The 23127-nt window shown below is 39.9% G+C and carries 21 protein-coding genes; 10 read left to right on the plus strand and 11 right to left on the minus strand.

From position 1 onward, the window contains the following. The first annotated feature begins 89 nt into the window (after positions 1-89). The 4 genes from gatC (at position 90) to gatB (ending at position 4234) form a co-directional block, all read left to right on the plus strand. Positions 90-392 carry an Asp-tRNA(Asn)/Glu-tRNA(Gln) amidotransferase subunit GatC gene (gene gatC, locus MOMA_RS01225; protein WP_009501383.1) on the plus strand — a complete coding sequence of 101 codons (303 nt, stop codon included), beginning with the start codon at positions 90-92 and terminating at the stop codon, positions 390-392. Between the two features lie 59 nt (positions 393-451). Further along, complete coding sequence (gene gatA / locus MOMA_RS01230) at positions 452-1963, plus strand: Asp-tRNA(Asn)/Glu-tRNA(Gln) amidotransferase subunit GatA (RefSeq protein WP_009501384.1); 1512 nt, start codon at positions 452-454, stop codon at positions 1961-1963. 47 nt (positions 1964-2010) lie between these two features. Further along, a complete protein-coding gene (locus MOMA_RS01235; protein WP_009501385.1) occupies positions 2011-2598 on the plus strand; it encodes a Uma2 family endonuclease in 588 nt (195 codons plus the stop codon). A gap of 142 nt (positions 2599-2740) precedes the next feature. Continuing rightward, positions 2741-4234 carry an Asp-tRNA(Asn)/Glu-tRNA(Gln) amidotransferase subunit GatB gene (gatB, locus tag MOMA_RS01240; protein WP_009501386.1) on the plus strand — a complete coding sequence of 498 codons (1494 nt, stop codon included), beginning with the start codon at positions 2741-2743 and terminating at the stop codon, positions 4232-4234. 89 nt (positions 4235-4323) lie between these two features. Here gatB and MOMA_RS01245 read toward each other — a convergent pair whose 3' ends face one another. From MOMA_RS01245 to MOMA_RS01260, 4 genes are all read right to left on the minus strand, one after another. Further along, positions 4324-5286: an SLAC1 family transporter gene (locus MOMA_RS01245; RefSeq protein WP_040624912.1), complete on the minus strand. Its 963-nt coding sequence runs from the start codon at positions 5284-5286 to the stop codon at positions 4324-4326. A gap of 150 nt (positions 5287-5436) precedes the next feature. After that, the gene (locus MOMA_RS01250; RefSeq protein WP_009501388.1) at positions 5437-5976 is read right to left on the minus strand and encodes a UPF0149 family protein; all 540 of its coding nucleotides are present in this window, start codon (positions 5974-5976) and stop codon (positions 5437-5439) included. 33 nt (positions 5977-6009) lie between these two features. After that, the gene (locus MOMA_RS01255; protein ID WP_009501389.1) at positions 6010-6237 is read right to left on the minus strand and encodes a PA3496 family putative envelope integrity protein; all 228 of its coding nucleotides are present in this window, start codon (positions 6235-6237) and stop codon (positions 6010-6012) included. 100 nt (positions 6238-6337) lie between these two features. Next, positions 6338-7843 (minus strand): hypothetical protein, encoded by a 1506-nt coding sequence (locus tag MOMA_RS01260; RefSeq protein ID WP_009501390.1) that lies wholly within the window; start codon positions 7841-7843, stop codon positions 6338-6340. A gap of 79 nt (positions 7844-7922) precedes the next feature. On the opposite strand from MOMA_RS01260, the gene serB reads away from it, so the two are divergent. Then, complete coding sequence (gene serB, locus MOMA_RS01265; protein WP_009501391.1) at positions 7923-8930, plus strand: phosphoserine phosphatase SerB; 1008 nt, start codon at positions 7923-7925, stop codon at positions 8928-8930. A 53-nt stretch (positions 8931-8983) separates the two neighbouring features. Here the strand turns inward: serB and MOMA_RS01270 are convergent, their stop codons facing one another. Further along, positions 8984-10735, minus strand: a complete 1752-nt coding sequence (locus MOMA_RS01270) for a proline--tRNA ligase (RefSeq protein ID WP_009501392.1) — start codon at positions 10733-10735, stop codon at positions 8984-8986. A gap of 380 nt (positions 10736-11115) precedes the next feature. Here MOMA_RS01270 and MOMA_RS01275 point away from each other — a divergent pair, with 380 nt between their 5' ends. The 5 genes from MOMA_RS01275 (at position 11116) to MOMA_RS09505 (ending at position 17216) form a co-directional block, all read left to right on the plus strand. After that, on the plus strand, positions 11116-11775 hold the full coding sequence (locus MOMA_RS01275; RefSeq protein ID WP_009501393.1) for a DUF4230 domain-containing protein: 660 nt from the start codon (positions 11116-11118) through the stop codon (positions 11773-11775). 295 nt (positions 11776-12070) lie between these two features. Then, the gene (locus MOMA_RS01280; protein ID WP_009501394.1) at positions 12071-13285 is read left to right on the plus strand and encodes a hypothetical protein; all 1215 of its coding nucleotides are present in this window, start codon (positions 12071-12073) and stop codon (positions 13283-13285) included. A 215-nt stretch (positions 13286-13500) separates the two neighbouring features. Continuing rightward, positions 13501-14028, plus strand: a complete 528-nt coding sequence (locus tag MOMA_RS01285; protein ID WP_009501395.1) for a GTP-binding protein — start codon at positions 13501-13503, stop codon at positions 14026-14028. Between the two features lie 112 nt (positions 14029-14140). Then, positions 14141-14575: a roadblock/LC7 domain-containing protein gene (locus MOMA_RS01290; RefSeq protein ID WP_009501396.1), complete on the plus strand. Its 435-nt coding sequence runs from the start codon at positions 14141-14143 to the stop codon at positions 14573-14575. A 178-nt stretch (positions 14576-14753) separates the two neighbouring features. After that, the gene (locus tag MOMA_RS09505) at positions 14754-17216 is read left to right on the plus strand and encodes a cold shock domain-containing protein (protein ID WP_009501397.1); all 2463 of its coding nucleotides are present in this window, start codon (positions 14754-14756) and stop codon (positions 17214-17216) included. 36 nt (positions 17217-17252) lie between these two features. Here MOMA_RS09505 and MOMA_RS09510 read toward each other — a convergent pair whose 3' ends face one another. From MOMA_RS09510 to dapA, 6 genes are all read right to left on the minus strand, one after another. Continuing rightward, the gene (locus MOMA_RS09510; RefSeq protein ID WP_009501398.1) at positions 17253-17831 is read right to left on the minus strand and encodes an RICIN domain-containing protein; all 579 of its coding nucleotides are present in this window, start codon (positions 17829-17831) and stop codon (positions 17253-17255) included. 209 nt (positions 17832-18040) lie between these two features. Continuing rightward, positions 18041-19399 (minus strand): CitMHS family transporter, encoded by a 1359-nt coding sequence (locus tag MOMA_RS01305; RefSeq protein ID WP_009501399.1) that lies wholly within the window; start codon positions 19397-19399, stop codon positions 18041-18043. Positions 19400-19560: 161 nt separating this feature from the next. Further along, entirely contained in the window at positions 19561-20958 is a 1398-nt protein-coding gene (glyA, locus tag MOMA_RS01310; protein WP_009501400.1) for a serine hydroxymethyltransferase, read from the minus strand. A 104-nt stretch (positions 20959-21062) separates the two neighbouring features. Next, the gene (gene purC, locus MOMA_RS01315) at positions 21063-21776 is read right to left on the minus strand and encodes a phosphoribosylaminoimidazolesuccinocarboxamide synthase (protein WP_009501401.1); all 714 of its coding nucleotides are present in this window, start codon (positions 21774-21776) and stop codon (positions 21063-21065) included. Between the two features lie 86 nt (positions 21777-21862). Then, positions 21863-22153 carry a hypothetical protein gene (locus MOMA_RS01320; RefSeq protein WP_009501402.1) on the minus strand — a complete coding sequence of 97 codons (291 nt, stop codon included), beginning with the start codon at positions 22151-22153 and terminating at the stop codon, positions 21863-21865. A 40-nt stretch (positions 22154-22193) separates the two neighbouring features. Then, positions 22194-23087: a 4-hydroxy-tetrahydrodipicolinate synthase gene (dapA, locus tag MOMA_RS01325; RefSeq protein ID WP_009501403.1), complete on the minus strand. Its 894-nt coding sequence runs from the start codon at positions 23085-23087 to the stop codon at positions 22194-22196. Positions 23088-23127: the final 40 nt, after the last annotated feature.

Genomic DNA, 23127 nt, shown 5'->3' on the forward strand with positions numbered 1-23127 from the left:
AATAATTTGTTTTTATCAATCATTGCAACAGCCTTGTTCATTATTGATATTTTTAACAATCACAATTTAACCAAATTAAAGGAAAAATTATGACTCAAACAGTTACCGCCAAAGAAATTACCGACATTGCAAAACTTTCGCGTTTGGGAATCGATGCCGATCAATGCCAAAGTTACGCCGACAGTCTAAGTAAAATCTTATCCATGATGGATATTTTGTCAGAAGTCAATACCGATGACATCGCCCCTTTAACCAACGTGCATGACATGACTCAAAGACTGCGTGATGATGTGGTGGACGCCTATGATTTATCCGTCAATCGCAAGCTTAATCAATCCATCGCCCCGAACACTCAAGACGGTTTATACCTTGTGCCACAAGTGATTGAATAAAAAAGTTTAATCTAATTTTAAAAAAATCTATTTAGCAAAACTTCACAAAAGAGAACATCATGACTCAATTACACACTTTATCCGTCAAAGAACTTGCAGACGGTTTGGCAAACAAAGACTTTAGCAGCACCGAGCTTACCCAATATTTTTTACAGCGGATTGACAAGCACGATAAACAGCTTAACAGCTTTATCACAGTGACCCCAGAGCTTGCCTTAGCACAGGCCAAACAAGCCGATGAACGCTTAAAATCAGGCAACGCCCACCCATTAACCGGCATACCCATTGCCCATAAAGACATTTTTAATACCCAAGGCATACTGACAACTTGTGGCTCAAAAATGCTGGCAAATTACGTCGCACCCTATGATGCCACTATCGTAACAAAATGTAACAACGCAGGATTGGTTACCCTTGGCAAAACCTCAATGGACGAATTTGCCATGGGTTCGGACAACGAAAGCTCGTATTTTGGAGCGGTGCACAACCCTTGGGCGTTAGATTATGTGCCAGGCGGCTCATCAGGGGGCAGTGCAGCGGCGGTGGCAGGCGGACTTGCCCCACTTGCCACAGGTTCCGATACGGGCGGTTCGATTCGTCAGCCCGCCAGTTTTTGTGGCTTAACGGGGATTAAACCCACTTACGGACGAGTGTCTCGCTTTGGCATGATTGCCTATGCGTCAAGTTTTGACCAAGCGGGCAGTTTTGGTAAATCCGCTCAAGATTGTGCGTATTTGCTGGAAATTATGAGCGGATTTGATGCAAAAGACTCAACTTGTGTCAATAAATCCGTGCCAACTTGGACGGCGGATTTAGCAAACAAAAGTTTAGCAAGCAAGGATTTAACAAGCAAAGGTTTAGAAAATAAGCCACTACAAGGCTTAAGAATCGGCGTGCCAAGCGAGTATTTTGGAGCAGGCTTACAAGATGACGTTAAAACTGTTATTAACCAATCTTTACAGCAATACGAACAGCTTGGGGCAACTTTGGTAGATGTGCATTTAACCAATCCTGAAATTACCTTGGCGGCTTATTATTTGCTTGCCCCTGCTGAAGCATCAAGCAATTTGTCTCGTTATGACGGCGTGCGTTTTGGCTATCGCTGTGAAAATCCAACCGATTTAACCGATTTGTACACACGCAGTCGTTCAGAAGGTTTTGGTGCAGAAGTACAGCGGCGGATTTTGATGGGGACTTATGCCCTATCGGCAGGCTATTGCGATGCGTATTATGTCAAGGCACAAAAGGTTCGTCGCTTGATTTTAAATGATTTTAATCACGCCTTTGACGCTTGTGATGTCATCGCAACCCCCACTGCCCCAACGCCTGCCTACAAAATCGGAGCAAGTCTCACTCCAAGCGAGATTTATATGGGTGATGTGTATACCATTGGGGTGAATTTAGCAGGATTGCCCGCCTTGTCGCACCCTGTGGGATTTGTGAATGGATTGCCCGTAGGTCTACAATTGATTGGCAAACACTGGACAGAAAGTGAGCTTTTTCACCTTGCCGATGCCTATCAACAAGCGACCGATTTTCACACACAATTGTCAACAATTGCTAAAGAATGATTTAAAAACAATGCAAAACAAGCAATTCAAAAACAAGGAAAAATGCGATGAATGCCATTTTAAAACCTGAAATGATTGACGTATCCGAGCAAGAATATCTGCAAGTTTATGCCAATCACAGTCAGAAAAAATACGAGCTGATTGACAATCGTGTGTATGCCACGGTTAATACAAGCCGTGTGCATAATTTATTGGCAGGCACGCTTTATGCCTTGCTGGATAAGCATTTAACCGACAAATGTTTGCCATTTATTGGCGATTTAAAGGTAAAAACAGGCAAAAATTATTATTATCCCGATATTGTTGTGGATTGCAATGATGATGGCAATGACAATAACCATGCCAACGAGTTTTTTGCCAATCAGCCCAAATTGATTATTGAAGTGCTATCAGAATCCACTCGCAAAGTTGACAATACGCAAAAACTTGCCGATTACGCCAAAATTGACACGCTAGAAGAGTACGCCTTGATTGAACAAAACTTTATGCAAGTGCTGATTTATCGCAAAAGTGATGGTTGGAAAAAAGCCGAGCATTACGGACAAGGCGATACAGTAAAATTTTTGAGTGTCGGACTTGATGTGCCAATTAAAATCTTGTACAAGCGTGTTGTTTTTGACACCGAGTGTTTTTGATACCAAGTGTTTTTGATACCAAGTGTTTTTGATACCAAGTGTTTTTGATACCAAGTGTTTTTGATACCGAGTGTTTTGATACCAAGCAAACATAGCACTCAATCACACAATATTTATAAATTTAATTAAAAGAGAAATTTCCATGAATCAACCCACTCCAAAACAGCTTTTAGTAGACGGCTATGAGATTGTTATCGGTCTTGAAATTCATTGCCAATTAAACACCAATAGCAAAATTTTCTCCCCTGCTGCCACCAAATTTGGACAAGAGCCAAACACTCAAGCCAACATCATTGATTTGGCATTACCCGGCGTTTTGCCAGTGCTTAATAAAGAAGTGGTGGCAAAGGCAATCATGTTTGGACTTGGTGTCAACGCCAAAATTGGTATGCTAAACGCTTTTGATCGCAAAAACTACTTTTACCCAGATTTGCCAAAAGGCTACCAAATCAGCCAAATGGCTCACCCCATTGTGGGCGAAGGTTACATTGACATCGTCGTCAACGAAGGCGAAAAAAACGAATACACCAAACGCATTGGCATCACCCGTGCCCATTTAGAAGAAGACGCAGGCAAATCCGTCCATGATGCGGTGCCACACATGACGGGCATTGATTTAAACCGAGCTGGCACGCCGCTGATTGAGATTGTCTCTGAACCTGACATGCGTTCTGCGGCCGAAGCGGTCGCTTACGTCAAGGCGATTCACCAACTGGTAACCTGGCTTGGCATTTCTGATGCCATCATGGCGGAAGGTTCGTTTCGCGCCGATTGTAACGTCTCGGTGCGTAAACCCAATGAACCCCTTGGCACACGCAATGAATTAAAAAATCTAAACTCGTTTCGCTTTATTGAAATGGCAATCAACGCAGAAATTGAACGCCAAATTGATGTCATTGAAGACGGCGGTAAAGTTATCCAAGCCACTCGCCTATATGACCCTGCCACCAACACCACAAAAGCGATGCGCAGCAAAGAAGAAGCCCACGATTACCGCTACTTTCCAGATCCTGATTTGTTGCCTGTGCAGATTGAAGAGGCTGATTTTCACGCAATTAACGCCAGCATGCCAGAGCTTCCCGTCGCGCGTCGCAAGCGGTTTATGAGTGAATTTGGTTTATCTGAATACGACAGCCGCATTTTGACTGCAAGCCGTGAATTGGCAGACTTTTTTGAACAAGTGGTGCAAAAAGTTGGCAAAGCCCACGCCAAAATCTGTGCCAACTGGGTGATGGGTGATTTGTTAGGTGCGTTAAACAAAGATGAAAAAACCATTACAGAATCCCCAATCAGCGTTGCCCAATTTGCTCAATTGATTGAACGCATCACCGACAACACTTTATCCGGCAAACTTGCCAAACAAGCCTTTGTTGCCCTATTTGCAGGTGAAGGCGGCGATACTGACAATGCAGTGGATAACATCATTCGTGATAAAGGCTTAAAACAAGAAACCGATACCGGGGCGATTCAAGCGATGGTTGAAGAAGTGTTAAAAAACAACCAAGCGATGGTTGATGAATACAAAGGCGGTAAAGAAAAAGCCTTTAATGGGCTTGTCGGTCAAGTGATGAAAGCATCAAAAGGCAAGGCAAATCCCGCTCAAGTCAATGAATTGTTAAAAAAATTGCTTGGCTAGGTTTTGCTAATAAGTGTATTTTTGCCCGAACATGCTTTAATGTAACAAATTATTGCATTGTTTGGGCAAAAATTTATTGATACACTTGATCATACCGATTTTTCAACTGGCGCGATTTTGAAAAACTTACCTTGCCAAACGTGCAACAGCGCATAGCCCATTAAAATCAGCATCGCAAGGTTGGCAAATACAAATACCGCCATGCCAAATTCTTTAAACGCAGGGCTTTTGTAAAACAGCATCGCGCCGTTTGCCATAGAAGCCAGACCAAATGAAAAGCTCCAAAAGCTGGCGTCAATGCCTTTGTGGGCAATCCACGGCAACAGGCGCAGCAAAAACAGCAGTTGCAAAAAGCCATAACCCCAGAGCATTTTGACGAAAAAGTCCACTTCGCCAGTGATGGATAAATACGATGCCGCGCCAACAAAGGCAGGGGCTAAAATGACGCCCAAACTGGCGCGCAATTTTTCGTTAATTTCGGTGGTGCGCAAGTGTTGCAATAACACGGGTTCAAAAATCAGCCACGCAAATAGCCCCGCGCCAAAAAACAGTTGTCCGATGTCTTTGTAACCAATAAGTGCCAACGCGCTCGCGCTGGTGAAATTGGCGGCGACGGCTGGCAGGTAAAACGGTGGCAAAGTTGAGGTTTGGGTGAAGGTGTCGCCGCGCCACAGCGTGCCGATGCGCCATGTGCCGTATGCCAATTGGCTAATCACGCCGATTAAAATAAACGCCGTGCCAAGCCCATGCATGTAGTCAATGCCGCTTTTGCCCCATAACACCATCAGTTCGCCCATCACCATGATGGTAATGGGAATGAGCGACAATAGGGCAAATCGCACAGGGCAGCGCAATTCGTCCAAAAAATGCGCAGGGCAATGTATGGCTTTGTAAACGTAAATGGCTAAAAACAGCGTCCAAGTGGCAAAGGAAAGCCCGCCCAGCGTGAAACTGGCGGCGTGGCTTAACTCAAATACGCTTTCGGCGCGATACCAAGCAATGGCTAGCGCGCCCAAACCCAGCGGCACGGCAAAATAGGAGGCAGGTAACACGGTGCAGCGTTCTAAAAATAGGCGTTTGTCGGTCATGGCGGTATCTTTACGGTAGTTTTTGGGGAAAACTTCAGAGGGCATAGGTTTACAATGTACAAAACTTTATGCACATTGCAAAACAATATTAAGATTAACTAACATTACAATAAATCAATCATCGGTGTGGAATAACAAAAACAACTCCACCACATTTTTTTCAATAGCAGATGCCATCTGTGCCATCGTAGCCGGATTGTCCATCAGTTGTTTCATGTCAGCTTCTTCTTCATCAATGCCACTAAACAGCACCATTGGCAAGGTCAACATAGCCACATCTTCTTCGGTATGACTATCAGCAAACCAGTCATCAGCCTCATCATCACTGGCATACATCGCATCTACAAAACCCACCGCCCACTCACCAATATCCGAATCAACAATATCATTATAATCGGTATCATCAATATCAAAGGGCAACTCAATGGTTTGTTCATCTTGAAGAGTGGCTTGTAATTCTTCGCGCCATTGTGTGATTGCGTGCAAAATCGCAGGTTTTACTTGTTTTTCGTTGCCCTCAAACAACAACGATTGCCAATTATTTAACGATTTTGCGACAACCGATGCGGTCAAAAAACCATGCGTAGCAAGGCTTGACAACCCAAATTCATTGTCATCACTGTCTAAAAAATCAATCAAATCATCAAAATTCATCACCATTCCTAACAGTTTTCATTCTTAAAGGTTTTAAAACTCATCATCTAAATCGTCTAAGTCGTCCAAATCATCTAAATCATCGTCAAAGCTATCACGCAAAGAACGCTCCAGACGTTTTTCTGCCAAAAAGTTGTCAATCAAGCGCCGTTTTTCCAAACTACTGCCACGGCGCGATGTGTCATCATCTGCCAAACGTGCATCTTCATCGTCATCAAAACTGTCATCTTCAAAACTGTCATCAATATCCGGATCAGCCATATAAGCTCCTTTTGCACATATTGAAAAATTCAAAAAAATAATGCGGTTTATAAATTATTTTTTAAAAAATGTCAATCTTTATATTGATAAAGTCAAAAAATTATTCCTGATTGTTAATCTGGTAACGCTCCGCTTGATAACGTTCGGCACTGGTTAAAATATCGTCGCGTTTTTGAATCAGCTCTTTCATAAAGCTCTGTGAAAGTCCGCTATACCAACGCATTTCACGCTCTTTAACAGTGCGTGGGTGAATTTGTTGTTTCATTTGGATTTGTTGCTCCAAAGTTTTTAGCATAAATTGTGGGTATAAAATCAGCAAACTGTCATCTTTGCCATGATTGTTCATCAGCCGATGTACATCGTCAAATTGTTGTGCCATACCCACGCCTGCCAACATTGGCAAAGCAAAACGCGATAATTCACGGTGCTTTTCATACACCACTTGGTTTAAAATCAACACAAGTTTAGACAATAAAACCGCGGTTAATGCCACTTTGTCAGCTTGTCCTGTCAAATGCAGCACCGCTCCATGTTTGTCAAAATGAGGCAATTCTTTTAACTCTACGCCTTTGCTGTATTGATTTAGCATTGACGAATTTGGACTTAATAGGCTATCACACGCACGCAACAACAACTGTTCGCACAAATGCAAATACGGCTTGGCAGTATCAGGCGTTAGCCGTTCTAATAACTGAAATTCATCAAAAAACCGAATTTGAATGGCGAGGGTTTGCTGTTGATTGCTATTTGGCGTGTCATAGGTTTTGGGCGTGTCATTGGGTGCTTGCACGGTGGCATTGTCTTTATTTATATTGTCTTTATTTATATTGTCTTTATTTATATTGTCATTATGCACATTGTTATTATGCACATTGTCATCATTTGGCATAGACTGATCTTGTTCTACTGGCATTGATGACACTGACGGATTTGCTTGACGATTTTTTTGCAAATATTGTTGAATGGTGGTTTTTGGATTTTCGTTCAGTTTCGTGTCTACTTTTTGTTCGCTATTTTGTTGTTGTGCTAAAGTCTCATTTGTAACGTTTTGTCTAAAATTACCGCCTTGACGTGCCATTGCCAAACGCTGTTGTACTTTTTCACCAAGTTCGTCCATTTGATCTTGAGTTGGACGTGCCACATAACCATAAATTAACCACAAAAACAAATGCAATACCGCCGAACCCAGCATAAACAGCCATTGCTGCCCCAAAATCTCCCCATTAGACAGAGCTTTCATTGTTACGCTTACATGTCCAATTTGTTGGTTGTCTTGAATAACCAGTTTGTCAATCACTTGTCCAACATCATTTTGCGACTGCCCCGTTTGCACCAAGGTTTGTTGGTTGTTATCGGTAATTATCAATTTGGCAATATCACTGTCCACTTGGTAGCGGTTTGCCAACACACTTAAACTGATGCGATCTTGATTGCCAATAGCAACAAGGGCTTCTTTGCTCAATTGCTCTACGATTTTTTCGCCTTTGTCAGTTTGATAATCATAACGCTGTTTTTCCACACTTAGCATAATAACCAACAAATGTAGACAAAAACTTACCAATAACACAATGGCAAAAATGCCCTGACGGGGTGCAAGATGACTCATAAATTTAAAACTTTCTTTTGTGAAAAATAAATGCTACATTATGATGTTATTTGCTTTATCAAACAAGAGAAAAATGGACATGAATACAAATTTTTTTGCAAAAATGGCTAAAATTGAGCCAAATTGTTGGGTTTTAACTCTGTCTGCTGCCAAATTTGAATTTGGCGTGTTATACCAAATTCAACAAATCCTTGCTAAAAACTATCCAACTTTACGCCTAATCAGCCAACATACATTGACAACTGTACTCGATTGGCAACAAAACTTAACCGATAACCAAACAAAACCACAAGCAGAACAAATCAGCCCTGTTACCACTTTGCAATGGTATGTTAGCGTTGCCAAACAAGATTTGGCTAATTTTCAAAAAAACCTCAAACAATTGTTTAACACCGCATCGTTTAACCAAATAGACATTCATGCCATGCCCTTAAACCAACAACAAAAAACACACAAACTTGTGTTGTTTGACATGGATTCAACCTTGATTGAACAAGAGGTGATTGTAGAACTTGCCAAAAAAGCAGGGGTTGGCGAACAAGTAGACCTCATTACAAATGAGGCTATGCGTGGTGAAATTGATTTTGATGCAAGTTTTGTTAAACGCGTGGCTTTGTTAAAAGGTTTAGACATCAGGGTACTGGACGAAATTATTGCCCAAAATTTAAGTTTTAGCCTTGGAGCAAAATATTTAATTGATCGGTTAAAACAAGCCAATTATCATGTGGTATTGGTATCAGGTGGGTTTACTTATTTTGCAAACTATGTTAAGGATTATTTAGGCATTGATGAGGTTTTTGCCAATGAGTTAGATATCCAAAATGGTAAATTGACAGGCAAGATCACCACGCCCATTGTCAATGGGGCAAAAAAAGCCGAAATTTTGCAACAAGTCGCCAAACGCTTGGGTATTGATTTGGCGGAAACGGTGGCAATTGGTGATGGGGCAAATGACATACCCATGTTACAACTTGCAGATATTGGCATTGCCTATCGTGCCAAACCAATTGTACAAGAGCAGGCGGATTTTGCGATCAATATAACAGGCTTAGATGGCGTGTTGGCAGTGCTTGGATTGGCAGGCTAAATAAGGGGTTAGCTCCCTTATTTTAACAGCCAATTTTTTACAGTCCGATTTTTTTACAGCCCGATTTTTGCCAAAACTTCATTGCGTGTTAACATCTGCTTTTCACCATCGGCACGATACACATATTCATAAGTAACAGCACCCGTTTCATCGATATTTTTTTCAGAAATGACAATGCGATGCGGAATGCCTATCAGCTCCAAATCAGCAAATTTTACCCCCACACGTTCATCACGATCATCTAAAATCACATCAACGCCTTGATTTTTTAGATCATGATACAGATCCTGTGCCAATTGCAGGGCTTTATCACCTTTTTGTTCAAGAGCGTCTTTGATTTTGCCTTTCACCATAGGCACAATTGCCACATCAAATGGAGCAAGGCTTTCGCCTGTTGAACTGATCTTCCAAATAATGCCTTTATCATCATGGTTTTGTTCAATGGCGGCCGCCACAATACGCGTTACGCCAATGCCATAACAGCCCATCATGGCAATCGCAGGCTTGCCATCTTCACCCATAACTGCACAATTCATCGCTTTGGCGTATTTATCACCCAACTGAAAAATATGTCCAACTTCAATACCACGTCGAATCTGCAATTTGCCTTGCCCATCTGGACTTAAATCACCCTCCACCACATTGCGAATATCAGCAACAGCGCTAATTTTGGCATCACGCTCCCAGTTTACTCCAGTTGTGTGAAAACCCGGTCTGTTTGCACCACTGACAAAATCCGCCAAAACCGAAGCACTTCGATCCACAATAACAGGCATGTTTAAATCAAATACACCAATATAACCTTTGTGCAAGCCGGCGTTTTTCATAGCTTCTTCGCTTGCCATGGTTAAAGGAGTTTTAACTTGTGGCAATTTTTCTGCTTTAATTTCGTTTAAGGTATGATCGCCACGCAAAACAAGGGCAACAAGGGTTGAATTTCCCTTATCATCAACCCCTTCCACAATTAACGTTTTCACCGTTTTTGACAAAGGCAAATTTAAATGTTCTGCTACTTGTTCACAAGTTGGCATGTTTGGTGTGGCAACATCGGTTTTATCGGCCGTTGGCATTGGACGCGTGTCATAACAAATCGCCTCGGCAAGTTCAATGTTTGCTGCATAATCCGATGTATCAGAAAACACAATGTCATCTTCGCCACTATTGGCAAGCACCTGAAACTCATGCGAGGCAAAACCGCCAATTGAGCCAGTATCCGCCTGCACCGCACGAAAATCCAAGCCTAAGCGCGTAAAAATATTGCTATACGCACGGTACATATCGTCATAGGTTTTTTGGAGCGACGCCTGATTAATGTGAAACGAGTACGCATCTTTCATAATAAATTCACGCGAACGCATAACACCAAAACGTGGCCGAATTTCATCACGAAATTTGGTCTGAATTTGATAGTAACATTGTGGCAATTGCTTATAGCTTTTTAATAAATTGCGCGCTATGTCAGTGATAACCTCCTCGTGCGTTGACCCCAGCACAAAATCACGATCATGACGATCTTTAAAACGCAACAATTCTGGCCCATAATCCTCCCACCGCCCGGACTCTTGCCACAGTTCTGCTGACTGCACCACAGGCATAAGCAATTCTTGGCTGTTAATCGCGTTCATCTCTTCGCGGATAATTTTTTCCACTTTTTGCAAAACTTTTAAACCCATTGGCAACCAGCTATACAGCCCTGAGGCAGATTTTTTAATCAAACCTGCACGGAGCATAAGCTTAGCAGATGCCACATCAGCATCGCTTGGCGTTTGTTTTAATGTAGCAAAGGTAAGTTGACTGGCTTTCATATCGCACCTTAATGTAACAATCGTTAAAATAAAAAGCCAAACCGAAGTTTGACTTTTTTAAATTAGAGAATTTAAAGAATACTTGTAATTAAACTTGTAATGAAAAATTAAACTTGTAATTAAATCTTATTGAATTTTATACTATATCCATAAACATTATAACAAAAATTATCGCATTTGACAAATTTTTATACGCCAATTTTAAACAAAAAAACCCATAAAATTTTTACATTTTAAATCAATTAGTTAAAATAAACGTTACAAAAAACCTCATTGAAAATCAAAAATTTAAAACCATAACATACTTATATTCTTATATTTTATCCTTTTTATCATCAAACAATTTATCATCAAACAAACATCACACAAAAGGGTTTTCAATGACAAACAAGCAACCTATAATTAAAACCAACGCCGAAAAACGTCTATTTTGGGTATCGGTGATTTTATTTGCATTGTTATCAGCACTGATGGTCGGTTTTTACACTTACCAAAAAAATACCGAAGCCAAAATTGATGTATTAACCACCGATGGCGTCATCAGCAAAATCCAAAGCCTAAACCGGCTGCAAACCGTTGTATATAACGTCGATACCGTCATCACCGCCCAAAAACAAGGCAACTGGTATACCCTTTGGCAAGACGAGCAAAAGGGGCTTTTTGTTGCACATGGACGCGTACAAGCCGGCATAGACTTAAACCAGTTAACCGCCGAAAACATCGCAATTACACCACTGGATAAAAACAACCCCACACAATCGGTAACAATTACCCTACCGCCCGCCCAAGTGTTTGAAACCTATCTTGACAACATTGAAGTGTACGACATTCAAACAGGCGTGTTTGGCATGATAGACATTGATCCGCAGATTTTCTCCCAAGCTCAAGCCCAAGGCAAAGCACAAGTATTAAAAACCGCTTGCAAATCCGACATGCTAAAACTTGCCACCGACAACGCCCAAAAACAAGTGGCAGCCTTGTTTGCACTTGCCAATGTAAACGTTACCGTCAGCGTCAACCCACCAAAAAGTTGTGGCTAAATTTTATAGTTGTTAACCAGATACTTATTAAAAAAATTTAACAATTTGACTGATTATTGATCAGATTATTAATCAAAATTAACATTCAAATTAATAATCAGTTGTTTTTTGGTTAAGCCTTACGCATTTTTGTAACATTTTTTTATTTTTTTGGTATGAAAGGTTATTTTTATAGGCTTTGTAGTCTACCTTATTGATAAAAATCTTGTTAAAATTTATGTCATAAATTTCGGTAGTACTTTTGCAACATTTATCTTGACATGAATCAAATTACAGATAAAAGGAATGTATGTCCATGAGCCATAGTAATGACAATATCAAAAAAGTTTTACGCATTGCTTTAGTCGGTGTTAGACCTGCCGACCAAGTGATTTTAAAGGGTTATTTACGTCTGTTAATGCGCTTAGAAGCTGACCTTGAATGGGTATCTGCCAATCACGAAGCGGTTGATTTATTTATGATTAATGCTGAATTTCAACACGCCGATAGTGTACAACGCCTAATATCCGCAAAACCGCACGCGGCTGCTTTGTATATCACACACATCGAAAATAGCGATGGTTATTTAACAGGCAACATTTTGACTCTACCGCTTAAAGATTTAAACCCACTCAATCAGTGGCTATACACCAATTTACAGTTTTTATCAGGACATACCTCGCCACGCACCACTTCAAACCAACCGCCACAAAACACCACAAAACCACAAAACCGCACAACCCTTGATGATTTAATTGCCAGTCGCCAACAAAATACCGCCACAAACCCACAAGCCACCACACCAAAAACCCCCGATAACAGTAACAGTAACAATCACAATAACAGTAATAACCACGCCCTTGTATTGGCAATTGCCAAAATTTTAGGCCGTTTACACAAAAAAGAAGACCAATTATTAAGTTTAAACAACGCACAAGGAGCAACGCTTGCCTATATCCACCCAAAACAACAGCGGATTTGGTTGCAACAGGCAAGTTTAGAACTGGGTGCGTGGACGTTAAATGTTGCCAACCCACAAGCCCTAGACCCAAAAAACGCCCAAGATTTGGTACAGTTTTTTTGGCAATTTGGTTTAAAAAATGCCAAAGCTCTGCAAGCATTAGTCAATACAACCGATCGCTACCACATTGGCAGTTGGATAAAACCCGATAACAACAACCAACGCCACAACGCCCTAAAACTACAATGCGTCCTAGAAGCTCGCGATGCCACCTTAAGCGAAATTATCAGCGTAAGCGGCGTAGATGCCAATGTTGCCAAAGCCATGTTGATTGCACTTGTCATGTCAGGCGTGTTGCAAAAAACAACCTATGACAATCTAAGCCAAACCGTCAGCCAATTGACAAACACAGACTCAAAAGCCATCGACAACACAGCTCAAGCCCCCATCATGCCAACCAATCAAACCAACAACTTGCAACAAACCAAAGCAGAACCACCCACTCAAACCGAGCAACAAGACGGTATGAAAGGGTTTTTATCACGCTTGCGTCGCAAATTAGGCATTTAGTGGCATCGCATTGCTACTTGACAAATGTTTTACCAATAATGTTTTACCAATATTGTTAAGCGAATTGTTGTTAAGCGAATTGTTAAGCGAATTTACCATCAAAATACATAAAATTACTGGTATAAACCTGTATTTTAGTGTATAATGAAAAAAACAAATCTTATTTATTAATATATATTAAAATATCGATAAAAACTATTTAGTAAGGCTTTATTATGCAACGTTTAAAAATCGTCTTTAGTGGTCCAATGGGGGCGGGTAAAACCCAAGCCATCTCTAGTTTGTCTGACATTCCTGTTGTCTCTACCGAAGTTAAAAACACTGATCTTAGTGCCAACACCAAACTGTTAACCACTGTCGGTATGGATTACGGCGAGCTAACGCTAGAAGGTGGCATGAGCATTGGATTGTACGGTACGCCAGGGCAAGAACGCTTTAATTTTATTTGGCCCATCTTATCACAAGGTGCGTTGGGCGTGGTTATCCTAATTGACCATTCAGCACAAAATCCGATTGGCGATCTTGCCAATTATCTAGAAACCTTTGCCAAAATCTATGACGGCCGTATCGTGATTGGTGTTAGCCAAGTGGATAAAAAACCTGAACTGGATTTTGGAATTTATCGTGATTGGCTGGAAAAACAAAACAAAAATCTACCCATTTTCCCCGTGGATATGCGCAAACGCGAAGATGTGTTGTTGTTGGTTGATACGATTATTTCATCACTAGAACTTAGTAACTAACAGCCCTATCCAACAAAATCATGCAATAAACGCATGATTTATTTTAATGCAATAACCAATTTAATTTGACAGCAAACTTTCTAAATCAACCCAAACTTTTTTGGATAGCAATATGAACAATAAATTATTTCAAATGGAAAGTCGCGTGAAACCAAGCGACAAATTCGTAACTTTATCCAGCGAAATTTTGCACGAATTGGTGCATACAACCAGTGGTGTAGATGGTGTATTATTGGCATCAACAGATGGTTTTGAGGTCAATTCAATCTTCCAAAAAAACTATGACGGTGGTAAACTTTCCGCCGTTGGCAGCTCGATTTTGGCTCTGGTACAAGCCTTGACTGCCGAAGCCCAGTTAACAGGCTGTCGCTCGGTGATTTTGGATGCCGAAAACGGTAAAATTATGATAAGCTCTGTGCCAAATGAACACCAACCCATGATTGTGATTGTCGTTACCAAACAACAAGTTCTACTCGGTCAAATTATGCACGGTATGAATAAAGCAATTAATGCACTCGTTGAGTTGGATAAAAATTGCCACGTTTAGTTTTGATCTAAATTTGCAATTTACCAGTTTCATGTTTGGCAAAATCTAAAAAATAACAAAAACTATTAACACTTTGTTGGTAGTTTTTTTTATGAAGTTTGTTATGAAGTTTTTCAAACAGGCACGCAATGCATAAAATGCATAAAAATAATTGATCACGTTAAATTTTAGGGCTTTTATGAAAGAAACAAAATATATCGGTTGGGTGGATTGGTTTATGACTGCAGATTATAAACCTTTTGGCTTTATTAAATATCACGATAACAAAAAAGAACAATCGGTATTCTTTCATCAAAATCAAATCATGTGCCAAAGTTTGGTTAAGGTTGGTAAATTTACAGAAAATCAGGTCGTTGTGTTTTGCATTCGTAAATCAGCCAAACAAAAAGACAAATTCGAGGCATACGATGTCTTATTATTAGAAGATGAAAAAAACACGCTGTGGCTTGTGTCGCAATTTATTCATCTGTTGACAAATAACATTCATAGCCCACCTTTCACCCAACTGACAAATTTTTTTAGCAACAAATTAACTCAAACGCCCGCGATCAAACATGTGGTTGTTGATAAATTGCTTTTGATATTTAGCGGTGATTATAGCAACGCGGTTTTAACAAACATTCTGCAAACCTTTCCAACAATCATAAATCAAGATCAAAAATTACGCGATGCCTTAATTAATAATCTACTAAATCAATTACAACAACATAAAACCTCGCTAAAATCCATTGTTGCTGATTTAAAAAACCATTCTGTTGACACAGTGTATAAAAATTTTATCCAAAGTGTTATGCAACTGGTTAAAACAAGCCAATTGCAGTTTAAACAAATGCAAGATATTGCATCTTTTATAGCAGCTTTAACCGATTTGTCCTTAGACGAAGCAGATGAAGCCATAAACAGTTGTTTTGACAATACAGATTTTGACACTTTAACCAAATTATTACAACAAGACAATTTGTCTGCGAAACTAAGCCCAGAAAATTACCAATATATTTTAAACAATATTGTTAAACATACTAATTTTAATCAGTTTATTAATGATAAAACCCAAGTAGTTAGCTTTTTTAGATCGGCAACACAAAAAAAGCTACAGTCTCAATTGCCAAACATTGTGCCAATGCTTGATGATAGCACAAAACTGCACTTATGGCTCCATGATATGCTTGATGATTTAAACGTTAATTTTACGTTGGATTTGGATACTTATGTGCCTTTGGTTAATCAATTAAACTTAAAATCCAAACAATTGTTTATAAAGAAAATCTTTTATGACATATATTGCAAGCGTTTGCAGATTGATTTAGACGCCATCTTACAGATCAATATTGACGATTATTCAACCATGGTTTTGTTTAAACTACTTAAGACAATTTCCACCGAGCAAAAACTCAATAAACACACGCTAAAATACGATTTATTGCAGGCAATTTCACAAACAGATTTAGCCAACCATGCAAGTGATAAGTTGCATCTGAACGGCTATTTTAATCTTTGTACTGGTAGAGTGATTGAAGTACATAGAGATTCCAACACAACCTATTATAAAAGCGATCAGTTTGTCAAAGAGGGCAAGTTAATTGAAAATACACAGTATTTTTATATCAAAGTCAGTCATAAAAAGCCCGATGACGAGCGTATTATTTGTGAGGGGCAATTATCCGTTAAAGATGGCAAGGCAAATCTTTCTACTGGAAAAAGTAACTTTTGGTGGTGCAGAAACAAACAATGCTTTCAACATGCCAGAACCTATTGCAACAACACGCACAACTGGCAAAATTACACCTTGTTAGATTTTTTAGGGATTTTAAATATTAACTTTAATGATGATGAAATTGGTTTGTTATATAGCGTTGTCAATTATGTTAATAAATTTTTAAAACACTTAAACTGTCGCAGCTGCGGTAAACTGCTAAAGGCTAATGGCAATTCAAATTACACCTATTACAGAGTGAGCAGTTTTTCGTGCACCAATGACAACTGTCTAAATCCTGATAAAGATGTGTATTTATCGCATTGCTCCAACGGTTCTCGTTGTGATGGGGTGATAGACAGTCGTAAAAGTGTAAAATGCAACAATGGCTTTATCATTTGCACCCAATGCTTTGCGTGTTGTGATACCAAAAGATTAACTGACAGAAATCAGTACAGATCAATAAACCAATTAAACAAAGTACCATGGAAAGAGCCACACAGAGGCATGAGCATCTTATGCCCAAAATGTGGCAATCATTTCAAATACTGTGATATTCTTGACAAACAAGCCAAACACAAAAAAATCGTGCAACTTTTAAAAAACCTATATCATGACGGTACGCCCCCAGCTCAAAATTTGGTTGGCAATATGGGCGTTTATCAAAATAGCCAACTGCATTGGTTTGTGGTTTATCAACGCCATTTGTCGCGCAATGAGTTTTTAAATACCTTGACAGAATGGCAATCGGTTGGTTTTGAAATTACCGATTTTCCCGAAGATTTAACCCGATCTTATTATAGAGTGATAGAGCCACGTGAATTCCAGTTGACCCAGGTAACGTTTTTTAGTTGCACAAAATGCAATGCCACTTATGATTACACACAAGATCACATGAAATATACAGCCATTGGATATTGGCATTTTTCAAAATTTAATCATATTTAATCAATTTACATTTTAATTAATCTAAAAAGTAAGTTTCTAAAAAGCAAACTGTTGGTTTGCCTGATTTTGGCAAGTTGTCATCACAACACGGTTGTTTTGGTTAACGGTTAAACATTTGCCCGTTAATTGGTTACGCAATTGCTTGCCATCAGCATACCATTTTTGGTTTAATTTGCCATGACACTGGTGCAAAATCACAGACGCACCATCATCTTTACTCTCGCCTGCAACATCAAGACATTTGTCCTGTTGTTGAATGGTTTGATCGGCTTTGACACCAAACAACTGATTTGCTTTGCCATGACAGTGGTGTGCAATCAAGGTTTTATTGTCATCACCATGCACATCAAGGCATTGGTTGTTATGATTTAGCCGAATTAAACCAACAGCATTTGACCCAAAATTTGACATAGATAAATTTGACATAGATTTTGTCGATGCATTTGGCAACAAAATCAGCATAGGTTCTGCTTTTTCAATAACAATTTCTTCACGAGCGGTTGATGGTGGGTTTATAACAACAGCCTTGTTGCTTATTTTTGCCTCTGTTGACAAATTGGCACAACCTGTTAGGATAATTGTAGCAAATACACCACAAAATGCGAAACGTTGCATAAAACACCTCTGGCAAACTAATAAAAAACAGCAATAAAAAAACGGCAATAAAAAAATAGCATTTTACACTTAATTTGTTACCGTTTTATAAGTTTTTTGTTGTTGATATTGAAGTTTATGTTAATAAAACACATATGAATGCAGTGCATATTGATAAAAAAAGCCAAACATCAGCTTGGCTTTTGAAAGCAAAATTTTAACAAAAATGACTAAAAAGGCACACCGCTAATGCCAAACATTCCCAATAAGAAAAACACAAAAATGCCAATTGCCCATTTTGCCGATTGAATTTGCCATTTTCCCATATCCACACCCGTTAGGTTTAACAGCAGATAAATAAAACCAACAAGCGGACTAAGCAGATGAAATGCTTGCCCTGCGGTACTGGCAATTGCTATATCCATCGCACTAAAACCATGCTGTATCCCCACTTCATTTAACACAGGCAACACACCCAAGTAAAACGCATCATTACTCAAAAAGAACGTCCCAGGCACAGAAACAAGGGCAACAATAAACGGCCAATGACTGCCAAAACGTTCAGGAATCCATGTAGATAAGGCCTCGCCCATTGCACTACTCATGCCTGTACCTGCCAATATCCCCATAAACACACCCGCCGCCAGCACCATAAAAATCACCTGCACTGCAGACGATCCGTACAATTCAATAATTTGACGTTGATCTTTTTGGCTGGGATAATTCACAATAAAAGCAATCGCAATGCCAATTGCAAAGATCAAGGCCGAACTTACCTTTGGAATGCCCCACGTACCCCCAAAAATTAACAACACCATCAAAACCGCGGTTAACAAAAAATTAAACCACACCATTTTTGGCCGTGCAAGGCTTGTATCCCCTTGCGCATCGCTAATAATTGCATTTAATTCATCTTGTCCAATTGCATGAATGCCTAACCGCTTACGTTCAGCAAGCCCTCGCCAAATCGCCACAGCAACCACCCAAATACTTGCCATAATCATACCGGGTATAATCGCCCTCATTAAAGCCCCTTCATCAACCCTAAGAGCAGCAATAATCCTAGCGGTTGGCCCACCCCAAGGCAATAAGTTCATGATTTGATTGGCTAAAATAATAATAACCGCCAAATCCATCATTTTCATATTCAGCCGTTTATAGATGGGAATCATTGCCGAACAAACCACAAGTGTCGTAGTCGATCCATCACCATCTACCGATACACCCAATGCCAAAATTGCCGTACCAACGAGTATTTTTAGCGGATCGCCTTTAACCATTTTGACAATCACAGAAGTCAAAGGGTTAAACAATCCTGCACTTAGCATTAAGCCAAAGTACAAAATAGCAAATAACAGCATGATCGCTGTACCCGCCACACCTTTAATATTTAAATCAGGGTTACTGGTTATCCCTGCAATTGCAAATTTACTGATATCATTTGCACCAAAATCACCATAACCCATTATGGCTGCAAACAAGCCCACAATCAGTGGCACAAGCACAAGTGCCGTAAAGGGCGATGCTTTCCGTGTCATAATAAGGGTCATAAAACCTATGACAATTAATAATCCCAATCCTGCCAACATATTCCTAATCCTTGCTAAAATAATACTTTATATAAACTGATATAAAAAACGCTTAAATTGCCCATAAATCGGACAGTTTAAGCGAATTTGCTATAACATAGTGATCAATTATAACAGTTGTTTTGTATGCTTACTTATTTTATATGTTTTAAGCGTAACGTTTATTTGGTGATGATTTTATTCACTTTTTCATAAAGTTCGGTCGCTTTTTGTTTGGCAACTGCAACGATTTCGTGCTCGTCCGCTTTGTCATCGATAAATTGGTTGACTTTGTCAAACAACTCGGCGGCCTTTGCCTCAAAACCCATATTAGACTCATAAACAGGGAATTTTTTACAGATGACAGAAACTTTTTCACGAACTTCGTTTAATACCTTTTCATCGCCACGCGAATCTAAAACATCACAAATCCAACCAGCAAGCTCACGCACTTGTTCTTCTTTAAAGCCACGCGTGGTTACCGCAGGTGTACCAATACGAATGCCTGATGTTACAAACGGTGATTTTGGATCGTTGGGTACGGCATTTTTATTCACCGTAATGTGCGCATCACCAAGCCACTTATCCGCTTCTTTGCCAGTAATTTGTTGCTTGATTAGGCTGATTAACATCAAGTGATTTTCAGTACCCCCTGATACCACATCATAGCCACGATCCATGATAACCTCGGCCATCGCTTTGGCATTGCTGACAACTTGAGTTTGATAATCTTTGTATTCAGGAGTCATTGCCTCTTTAAAACACACCGCTTTTGCAGCAATTGCGTGCATCAGAGGGCCACCTTGACTGCCCGGAAAAACCGCTGAATTTAATTTTTTCTCAATCTCTTCATTTTTCTTTGCAAGAATCAGACCAGAACGTGGGCCACGCAATGTTTTGTGCGTCGTTGATGTGGTAACATCTGCAATTTGCACAGGGCTAGGATACACGCCTGCTGCCACAAGACCTGCAATGTGTGCCATATCCACCATCAGATACGCCCCTACACTGTCAGCAATGTTACGAAATTTTTGCCAATCCATGACTTGTGAGTACGCTGAAAACCCTGCAATAATCATTTTTGGTTTATGCTGTTTTGCCAAGCGCTCCACTTCGTCATAATCAACCAAGCCATTGTCATCAATGCCATAATGCACCGCATTGTAGGTTTTGCCCGAAAATGACACGCTTGCACCATGCGTTAAATGCCCACCATGAGCCAAACTCATACCAAGCACGGTATCTCCCGCCTCAAGCAAGGCCAAAAACACAGCAGCATTGGCATTTGAACCTGAATGTGGCTGTACATTGGCATAGTCCGCTCCAAACAATTCTTTGGCACGGTCAATCGCAAGTTGCTCCACCACATCAACATACTCACAACCACCGTAGTAGCGTTTATTTGGATAACCCTCGGCGTATTTATTGGTTAAATCAGAACCTTGGGCTTCCATAACCGCAGGAGAGCAGTAGTTTTCTGATGCAATCAGTTCAATGTGGCTTTCTTGACGCACGGTTTCAGCTTCCATTGCTTTGGCAAGTTCTGGATCGTAAGCAGCCAATGAGATATTTTTATACATAAGTGTATCCTTATTTGGTTGATAAAATTATTTGATTGATAAAATTAATAAAATAAACGTTTGAAACAACTTGATTAAAAGCCTGATTTATTGCGCCGTTTTAATCAATCCAAGGGCACGCCCAAACGCTTTGCCACTTCTTCATAACCCTCTACCACATCACCAAGCCCCTGACGAAAGCGATCTTTATCCAACTTTTTCTTGGTTTGTTTATCCCACACACGACAACCATCTGGTGAAAATTCATCACCGAGCACAATTTGATCTTTAAACATGCCAAATTCCAATTTAAAATCCACCAAAATCAGCCCTGCATCGTCAAACATTTTTGATAAAACCGTATTGACTTCATAAGTGAGTCGCTTCATTTCATCAAGTTGGGCTTGGGTGGCAAATCCGAGTGAAATTGACAAACTTTCATTGACCAGTGGATCGCCCAGCCCATCATCTTTATAAAACAACTCAAAAGTTGGTGGGTTTAAAGCCTGTCCTTCGGTTAAGCCTAAACGACGCACGATACTGCCTGCTGCATAATTACGCACCACGCATTCTACAGGTATCATTTTTAGGCGTTTTACCAACACTTCATCTTCGCTTAGTTGCTTCTCAAAATGAGTGGTAATGCCTGCTTGTGTCAATTTTTGCATGATAAACGCATTAAAACGGTTGTTCACTTTACCTTTACGATCAAGCTGCTCAATGCGTTCGCCGTTAAATGCAGACGTATCATCACGAAAATACATAATCAAAAAGTCAGGATTTTGGGTTTCGTAGACTGATTTGGCTTTACCTGTGTAAAGCAGTTGTTGTTTTTGCATGATTTTCCCTTTTAACGTGGTTTTGTTATTAACATGGTTTTGTTTTTAAGATATTTTAATACTGTTTTAAATACTGTTTTACAACATTATTTTACCGTTGTGATAGGCTCTGGAAGTTCAAAACGTTTGCCTTTTTCATTTTCAAGCGTCAAGGTATTTTGTCCCAATGCAGGAAGTTGATACAAAGGGGTAAAAGCGTGGGTTTTGCTGTTTTCTGGCAATTCAACCGGAATTAATAATTTTGCATTTTGGTAATCCAATGAATTATCCGCCACGTTATTTTTAAAGGTAGAACAACCTGTTACAATAAAACTTAGCACACTAAAACTTAATACACTGATAAGTGCTGATAAAGAGGGTTTTTTTATTAATTTCATAACCATCACTTTTTATTAAACGTTAATTTGTAAATTTTTATTAGATCAAACTGGCTTTTGCCAACGATTCGTCAATCAAAGATTGGTTTTTGCTGGATAACCATGTCAAAGGCAAGCGAATGCCTTGTTCAATGCGTCCCATTTTATGCAACGCATATTTCACAGGAATGGGACTGCTTTCAACAAACAGATCGTTATGCAAATGGGCAATTTGCTGATTTAGCGTATCTGCTTGCTCAAATTCACCTTTTAATGCACTGGCAAAAATCTGACTCATGATTTTTGGTGCAACATTGGCACTGACCGAGATATTGCCTTTTGCCCCCAAACGCACCAATTCAACCGCTGTGGCATCATCACCTGACAACACTGTCATACGCCCTTGCACCGCCTTGATTAGTTTTTCGCCACGCTGTAAATCGCCTGTGGCATCTTTAATCGCTACGATATTGTCAATATCCGCCAAACGTTCTACCGTGCTTTGTTGAATATCCACTACGGTACGTCCAGGTACGTTATACAAAATTTGGGGAATATCCACAGTTTCGGCAATTTTTTTGTAATGTTGATACAAGCCCTCTTGGGTTGGCTTATTATAGTACGGTGCAACCAAAAGCACAGCATCCGCTCCGATTTGTTTGGCCTCTTGGGTAAGTTCAATGGCTTCGGCGGTATTATTTGCCCCTGTTCCTGCAATCACGGGAATACGCCCATTGACTTGTTTTACCGAAAACGCCATGACATCGGCGTGTTCTTGCATCGATAAAGTGGCAGACTCGCCTGTTGTGCCAACGGTAACCAAAACATCAGTGCCTTGTTCAATTTGCCAATCAATCAAATTTGCCAATGATTGCCAATCCACTTCACCATAACTGTGCATAGGCGTTACGATCGCCGTCATAGAACCTTGTAGTCTGTCTTGTATCGTTGTCATGGTACTACCTTTTGTTTTTAAAATAATGGCTAGTGTAACA

This window comes from Moraxella macacae 0408225 (assembly GCF_000320365.1).
Classification (GTDB): Bacteria; Pseudomonadota; Gammaproteobacteria; order Pseudomonadales; family Moraxellaceae; genus Faucicola; species Faucicola macacae.

What these genes read in the sequence shown, in the direction of transcription:
- MOMA_RS01285 (WP_009501395.1), top strand. Translation starts at nt 13,501, where the DNA reads ATGCAACGTTTAAAAATCGTCTTTAGTGGTCCAATGGGGGCGGGTAAA.
- MOMA_RS01260 (WP_009501390.1), bottom strand. Translation starts at nt 7,843, where the DNA reads ATGAGTCATCTTGCACCCCGTCAGGGCATTTTTGCCATTGTGTTATTG.
- serB (WP_009501391.1), top strand. Translation starts at nt 7,923, where the DNA reads ATGAATACAAATTTTTTTGCAAAAATGGCTAAAATTGAGCCAAATTGT.
- purC (WP_009501401.1), bottom strand. Translation starts at nt 21,776, where the DNA reads ATGCAAAAACAACAACTGCTTTACACAGGTAAAGCCAAATCAGTCTAC.
- MOMA_RS01280 (WP_009501394.1), top strand. Translation starts at nt 12,071, where the DNA reads ATGAGCCATAGTAATGACAATATCAAAAAAGTTTTACGCATTGCTTTA.
- dapA (WP_009501403.1), bottom strand. Translation starts at nt 23,087, where the DNA reads ATGACAACGATACAAGACAGACTACAAGGTTCTATGACGGCGATCGTA.
- MOMA_RS01305 (WP_009501399.1), bottom strand. Translation starts at nt 19,399, where the DNA reads ATGTTGGCAGGATTGGGATTATTAATTGTCATAGGTTTTATGACCCTT.
- glyA (WP_009501400.1), bottom strand. Translation starts at nt 20,958, where the DNA reads ATGTATAAAAATATCTCATTGGCTGCTTACGATCCAGAACTTGCCAAA.
- MOMA_RS01320 (WP_009501402.1), bottom strand. Translation starts at nt 22,153, where the DNA reads ATGAAATTAATAAAAAAACCCTCTTTATCAGCACTTATCAGTGTATTA.
- MOMA_RS01255 (WP_009501389.1), bottom strand. Translation starts at nt 6,237, where the DNA reads ATGGCTGATCCGGATATTGATGACAGTTTTGAAGATGACAGTTTTGAT.
- gatB (WP_009501386.1), top strand. Translation starts at nt 2,741, where the DNA reads ATGAATCAACCCACTCCAAAACAGCTTTTAGTAGACGGCTATGAGATT.
- MOMA_RS01275 (WP_009501393.1), top strand. Translation starts at nt 11,116, where the DNA reads ATGACAAACAAGCAACCTATAATTAAAACCAACGCCGAAAAACGTCTA.
- gatC (WP_009501383.1), top strand. Translation starts at nt 90, where the DNA reads ATGACTCAAACAGTTACCGCCAAAGAAATTACCGACATTGCAAAACTT.
- gatA (WP_009501384.1), top strand. Translation starts at nt 452, where the DNA reads ATGACTCAATTACACACTTTATCCGTCAAAGAACTTGCAGACGGTTTG.
- MOMA_RS09505 (WP_009501397.1), top strand. Translation starts at nt 14,754, where the DNA reads ATGAAAGAAACAAAATATATCGGTTGGGTGGATTGGTTTATGACTGCA.
- MOMA_RS01250 (WP_009501388.1), bottom strand. Translation starts at nt 5,976, where the DNA reads ATGAATTTTGATGATTTGATTGATTTTTTAGACAGTGATGACAATGAA.
- MOMA_RS09510 (WP_009501398.1), bottom strand. Translation starts at nt 17,831, where the DNA reads ATGCAACGTTTCGCATTTTGTGGTGTATTTGCTACAATTATCCTAACA.
- MOMA_RS01235 (WP_009501385.1), top strand. Translation starts at nt 2,011, where the DNA reads ATGAATGCCATTTTAAAACCTGAAATGATTGACGTATCCGAGCAAGAA.
- MOMA_RS01270 (WP_009501392.1), bottom strand. Translation starts at nt 10,735, where the DNA reads ATGAAAGCCAGTCAACTTACCTTTGCTACATTAAAACAAACGCCAAGC.
- MOMA_RS01290 (WP_009501396.1), top strand. Translation starts at nt 14,141, where the DNA reads ATGAACAATAAATTATTTCAAATGGAAAGTCGCGTGAAACCAAGCGAC.